We start from the raw sequence: 6,000 nt of genomic DNA on the forward strand, positions 1-6,000 counted from the left end.
GTGAATTTTTATTTGCTTGCTGCAAAGAACAAAGGAACATGTTAATCTTTATTTGGAGGTGTAATTCACATGCAAAACGGAACAGTAAAATGGTTCAACGCTGATAAAGGCTTCGGTTTCATCGAAGTTGAAGGCGGAGAAGATGTATTCGTACACTTCAGCGCTATTACAGGCGAAGGCTTCAAAACGCTGGACGAAGGTCAACGCGTGCAATTTAAAATTGTACAAGGAAACCGTGGTCCTCAAGCAGAAGAAGTTGTAAAACTGTAATTAAAGCTTAGCTGCCTTTAACATGTTATAATGGTAAAGGCAGCTTCTTTTTTTTGAGTATATAAATGAAAGTCGGCCCATTAGTTGTCGAGGCAGGAGTCTGGTGGAGTGCAAACTTCCGCTAAGATAGGCTTCTGTGAAATAACGTCGGTTAGATGTTTTTCCATAACAAAGGGGGTAGAAGTCATGTATAATCGCAAAAAACCGTTGGAAGAGATTCCACAAGCGGATGCGGCAATCTGGGAATGTACGAGCGATACGTGCAAAGGATGGATGCGGGACAATTTTGCGTTTGATAGCGTGCCTACTTGTCCGATATGTGCTTCTGAGATGGTTAGCACGACTAGGATGCTGCCATTGCTTGAAAATTCGAATAGTAACCTGAAAACGATGTCTAAAGGAAATCGGATTTAATATAGCTTACCCGCCTCTTACGAGGTGTTTTTTTTTAAAGTAAAATACACCCGTTGTTAAAGGCATGGGTACTAAATATGAAGTTCCTGGCATTCGTTTTGGCGAATGCCTTTTTTGTTGTTGCTATAAATAGCGTATTACAAACCAAAAAAAATAAGCTTCTCGCATACTGCGAGAAGCTTATTGCTGTATTCACAGATACTTAATAAGAATGAGCTACTTGTTCTCGATCTAAAGATTAGATGAAGAGAAAAGGCAATAACAGGAGTGTAGAGACGAGTGCGATGTCAAATCCTGTACCGAACCCGCGGCCGTATCCACGTCCATATCCGCGACCATAACCATACGGCCCATAAGCTGAGGATTGAACTGTTTTGGCTGCATTCTTTTTACCTTTTTTATGCTGCTGTTGCTTGGTTTGAACAGAAGAGAGTCGAGGCCCCTCGTAACAGCCATCCAAAAATACTTTGCCATCACGACATCTTCCAAGTGTGCCATACATGTGTTTCCCGTCTTTCATAATAAGACAAACCGGGCGTCCAACGTGCGGAGAAACCGTATCCTCACATACCGGATGAATTCTATACATGTATATCCCCCTCGTAGTTGCGGTTGCCGCCTGAAATCAACGGTTTCTATATCATAGTAAAAGGTAGGGGATTTGGTATGGACGAGTACCCGGAAAAAGCATAGGGAGGTGCCGTTTTTGGAATTGCTCCATACACTAAAGAGTGTAGGAAGGGGCTGGAGTCATGGACTATCATGATTTACTGGCGGGATTGGGAGAAGGGAGTGCACATCCGGGCGGTTTTGAAGCAACAGTACAATTGCTGGATTCCTTATCTCTGCCATCTCGTAGTCAGATACTTGAAGTGGGTTGCGGTACGGGAAGGACGGCATGCCACTTAGCACGTCATGATTATCGTGTGACTGCAGTAGATCTTCACCGTGGAATGTTGGAGAAAGCTGTGCGACGCGCTAGGCGTGAGCGGTTGGATATTCGTTTCATTCAGGCGGATGCAACGGCATTACCTTTTCCAGATGATCGGTTTGATGTGGTGTTTGTAGAATCTGTCACAATATTTACCCGCTGGCGTGCTGCGCTGTCTGAATATAAGCGTGTTTTGAAGCCGGGTGGTCTGTTGATTGATCGGGAGATGATATTATCCGGGCGGAAGACGGAGATCATGAGCCACAAGCTGAAACAGTTCTATGGGATCAGGACACTAGCAAGCATAAATAGGTGGAAAAGACGTCTGAGACAAAGTGGATTTACAGCAATTACAGTACACGAACATTCACGCTCGATGGGAAGATGGGGTGTGGATCATGATCCTTATCGGGAGATGGATATGACATTGCTTGAGGATGAGCGAGTGCAGCGTATGAGTGGAATGAATGATCGTTTACTCGCTAAGTATGGCAAAAGATTGGGATATGCTGTGATTGAGGCGAAGGTACCATTAAGGAATGAGTAAAATTATAGTCATGGTTAAGTATGTACTTGAGCTAGGTTGTGAGGTGTGTCTGCTGTGTTTAAGAGGATAGTCCGTAAGTTACGGGCTACCCTCTAGTTGTAATAACGGTATTACTTTATCGCTGCATCTCTGAGATTGCAGGTTATAACATGTCGTTATCGATAATTCGCCAGTGATACTTAAGCAGAGACTCCAAATGAAGCTTATCCTTGGCTCGGAAAGCGCTGAGTATTTGTCGGTGCTCCTCGTTAACTTCGTGAAGGACACTAGACAGCTTCGATTTATTATCGCTCACATAGGATTGACGAATAAAGCTATTCTTCAGTGTGTTTAACATCTCGATCACCGTAGCATTACCACATCGCTGAATGTATAAATTGTGGAACTGATATTGATCCTTGTTATAGGCTGCTAGATCCAATTGGTTAATGGCTTCGTCCATTCGAGCAATAAGAGTTTCCATCTCCAGCAACTCCGAAGTTTTGAGGAGATCTACAGCCAGTGTTGCAGCAAGTGCTTCGAGAGCTCCGATGGCTTGAGAGAACTCTAACTTTTTGCCTGCATCAAAAGGCGTGACGATAAAACCTCTGCGAGGGATATATTGCAGCAGGTTGTCTGAAGCGAGTTGAAACAGAGCCTCCCGCGTAGGCGTGCGACTGATGTCGAGTTTTTTGCAGATTTCTGCTTCGTTGATTTTTTGATTAGGGAGCAGTGTGCCGTCTTGAATTTTCTGTGCTATATAATCGTAAACGTGATCTTTCAAGGACCGGTATTTAGGTACTTCCATACCGAATCCTCCCTTCTATATAGTGATGATTAGATGTGTGTGGGGAGTGACCCCGGAATCGTGCACCGCTCAAGTGTTTCAAGTTTTTATCATCTTAACACCGAGGTGGGAGTTGGGCAAGCAAACGTAAGCGCTAACTTGCATAATGATGATACTGAGTTGTCAACATATTACGTTATGGAGAAGGGACATATAAAGTCGCTTCATGTATTGATCTCAAGTGTTTTGTTTGATACTATTACTTACAATAAAGACCATATATTGTATGTTGTATATTATATACAAAATTACGTTGTAAATTTTTCTTTAAGAAAATCATATATTAAAGTAGGATCTGTCGAGTGTAGACTATGGTGGAATAATAATAACAAGTCTTGCGTAGTTAGGGCGAATCATACGCTAATGTTGTATTTTGTATACAATATAATGTTAAAGGAGTGCTGAGATATATGCCGGATTCTAAACAGCTAATGGAATGGTCAGAACGCTATGCAGCTCCAAATTATCACCCTCTTCCAATTGTGATTGAACGTGCGGAGGGGGTCTGGGTTGAGGATCCGGAAGGTCGGCGATACATGGATATGTTGAGTGCATACTCGGCTATGAATCATGGGCACAGGCATCCTACCATTATACAGGCACTGAAGGATCAAGCGGATCAAGTCACATTAACATCGCGTGCGTTTCATAGCACGGCTGCCTCTCTTTTTTATCAAAAACTCGCACAGTTCACAGGAAAGTCGAAGATTTTGGCGATGAATACCGGTGCCGAAGCTGTAGAGACTGCCGTTAAAGCGGCTCGCAGGTGGGCTTATCGCAGCAAAGGAGTACCGGAAAACCAAGCAGAGATCATTGTGTGCGCCGGTAACTTTCATGGCAGAACATTAACCGTGACTTCATTTTCATCTTCGGCAGAATATAAAAAAGATTTTGGTCCCTTCACACCGGGATTTCGAATTATTCCGTATGGAGACCTTGAGGCATTGAAGCAGGCTATTACTCCCAATACGGCAGCCTTTCTAGTAGAGCCCATTCAAGGGGAAGCGGGAATCGTTATCCCGCCGAAAGGTTATCTTGCAGACGCATTCTCTTGGTGCAAGCAGCAACGTGTGCTAACTATAGCCGATGAGATCCAGACTGGATTCGGTCGAACAGGGCGTCGGTTTGCCTCTGATTGGGAGGGAGCAGAACCTGATCTATGGATTATGGGCAAAGCCTTAGGTGGCGGAGTGATGCCTATATCTGCTGTTGCAGCTGATGCAAGCATATTAGATTTATTCGAGCCGGGATCACATGGTTCTACGTTTGGAGGTAATCCATTAGCTTGTGCAGTTGCGATTGCGGCCTTGGATGTATTAGAGAATGAGAAGCTTGCTGAGCAGTCAGAGCGGTCAGGTCATTATTTTATGAAGGAGCTTCAGAGCATTCGTAGTTCAGTTATTAAAGAAATTCGAGGTCGGGGATTGTTTATTGGTGTTGAACTACATGTGCCGGCACGTCCTTTCTGTGAGCGATTAATGGCGGAAGGTCTGTTGTGCAAAGAGACGCATGAGACCACAATACGCTTTGCGCCACCGTTAACAATTACGAAGGATGAAATGGATTGGGCGTTAGAGAAGATTCGTAGGGTGCTAAGTGAATAGTTCTATACCTTATTGGATGACTTACTTCATATAAAGATTACTGAGGGAGATGACTTGCATGGGAAAAGACGAGCACGCATCTGTAGGTAAGCCGTATGCTTATAGTGAGTTACCTCTTAAATCTGAGGAAGGCCGCCAGGTTGCCATTATTAAAGTTCCTTTTGGATTAGCTGGAGCACGAGGTGGGGCAGAGCTAGGCCCGGATGAACTGATTACTGCAGGACTGAGAAGAGAAATTGCACGACTAGGTCTAACTGTTCAACGAGAAGTAAGGGTTGATTGCACGAATATGCCTGCTTCCTCTACTGAAAAATCCCGAGGAAAATATCTATCGGAAGTACGTCAGGTGAGCGAAAGAGTATGTCGTGAAGTTTCTAATGCGGTTACTGGGGGTACTTTCCCTCTGGTACTTGGTGGTGATCATAGCATTGCAATTGGTACTTTAGCTGGCTTAAGTGCGAACTACTCTAAGTTGGGAGTAATCTGGTTCGACGCACATGCTGATCTCAACACAGAAGAGCACAGCTTATCCGGTAATGTGCATGGCATGGGTTTAGCAGTAGCAATGGGGCATTCATCGTTTAACTTTTCTCAAATTCCTGGTGCTGGCTCATTCATTGATCCTTCGAAGGTGGTTTACATTGGTTTGCGTGACTTGGATGACTATGAGAAGCTTCAGATTAGAACGCTTGGCATCAAAAGTTATACAATGCATGACATCGATCGTTTGGGCATAGAGCAGGTTATTAAACAGGCACTCTCTATAGTGGGTGAAGGTACAGACGGAATCCATATCAGTTTTGATATGGATTGCCTTGATCCTCGTGAAGCGCCGGGGGTAGGGACGCCAGTTCCAGGCGGGTTAAACTATCGTGAAGCGCATTTTGCATTGGAGCTGCTTGCGTCGACGAATCGAATCACATCTATGGAACTGGTAGAGGTCAATCCTTTGTTTGATCAGAACAGACATACTGCAAGACTTGGGGTAGAGCTGATCGCTTCTCTGCTTGGTAAACGAATTCTATAGTGGATATATTGTAAATGGAATTAGCATCTTACGTCATTAGTGTATATGAATGATCTGTATGTATTAATGTTCTTACTATAGAAGAAAGAGATCTGAAGATAGCCAGTGCGGTTACTCTTTCATTAAGAAGAGGGAGAGCGTTCTGGCTTTTGTTCTGGTTGTGCATATGAACTGCTGTAATGGATGGGAGATGGATGCGGACGATGTGAGTGGCTGTTAGAAAAGGTAGATGAGTCATTGTTGTTATAAGGAGGATGCGGATTTTAAAACTTTTGAAAAAAAGGCTTGCGTTCTAAATCTGTACATGGTATATTCTAATTCCGGCCAAGAAAACACGAGAAACACGGTGCGGCAAGCAAACAAAATAAGCTTCGAAAGAAA

7 protein-coding genes are annotated in these 6,000 nt (G+C 43.8%); 5 read left to right on the plus strand and 2 right to left on the minus strand.

Annotated elements, in window-relative coordinates; all coding sequences use genetic code 11:
- Window positions 1-69: 69 nt before the first annotated feature.
- On the plus strand, window positions 70-270 hold the full coding sequence (locus ASD24_RS15115; protein ID WP_024633772.1) for a cold-shock protein: 201 nt from the start codon (window positions 70-72) through the stop codon (window positions 268-270).
- 186 nt (window positions 271-456) lie between these two features.
- A complete protein-coding gene (locus tag ASD24_RS15120) occupies window positions 457-684 on the plus strand; it encodes a cold-shock protein (protein ID WP_056697134.1) in 228 nt (75 codons plus the stop codon).
- 238 nt (window positions 685-922) lie between these two features.
- Here ASD24_RS15120 and ASD24_RS15125 read toward each other — a convergent pair whose 3' ends face one another.
- The gene (locus ASD24_RS15125) at window positions 923-1,273 is read right to left on the minus strand and encodes a hypothetical protein (RefSeq protein WP_056697136.1); all 351 of its coding nucleotides are present in this window, start codon (window positions 1,271-1,273) and stop codon (window positions 923-925) included.
- Window positions 1,274-1,436: 163 nt separating this feature from the next.
- Here ASD24_RS15125 and ASD24_RS15130 point away from each other — a divergent pair, with 163 nt between their 5' ends.
- The gene (locus ASD24_RS15130; protein ID WP_056697139.1) at window positions 1,437-2,162 is read left to right on the plus strand and encodes a class I SAM-dependent methyltransferase; all 726 of its coding nucleotides are present in this window, start codon (window positions 1,437-1,439) and stop codon (window positions 2,160-2,162) included.
- 142 nt (window positions 2,163-2,304) lie between these two features.
- On the opposite strand, the gene ASD24_RS15135 is transcribed toward ASD24_RS15130, so the two are convergent.
- On the minus strand, window positions 2,305-2,949 hold the full coding sequence (locus ASD24_RS15135; RefSeq protein ID WP_056697141.1) for a GntR family transcriptional regulator: 645 nt from the start codon (window positions 2,947-2,949) through the stop codon (window positions 2,305-2,307).
- Between the two features lie 449 nt (window positions 2,950-3,398).
- On the opposite strand from ASD24_RS15135, the gene ASD24_RS15140 reads away from it, so the two are divergent.
- Window positions 3,399-4,592: an ornithine--oxo-acid transaminase gene (locus ASD24_RS15140; RefSeq protein WP_056697142.1), complete on the plus strand. Its 1,194-nt coding sequence runs from the start codon at window positions 3,399-3,401 to the stop codon at window positions 4,590-4,592.
- Between the two features lie 58 nt (window positions 4,593-4,650).
- Window positions 4,651-5,619: an arginase gene (gene rocF, locus ASD24_RS15145; protein WP_082560421.1), complete on the plus strand. Its 969-nt coding sequence runs from the start codon at window positions 4,651-4,653 to the stop codon at window positions 5,617-5,619.
- Window positions 5,620-6,000: the final 381 nt, after the last annotated feature.

The organism is Paenibacillus sp. Root52 (genome assembly GCF_001426865.1).
Lineage (GTDB): Bacteria > Bacillota > Bacilli > Paenibacillales > Paenibacillaceae > Paenibacillus.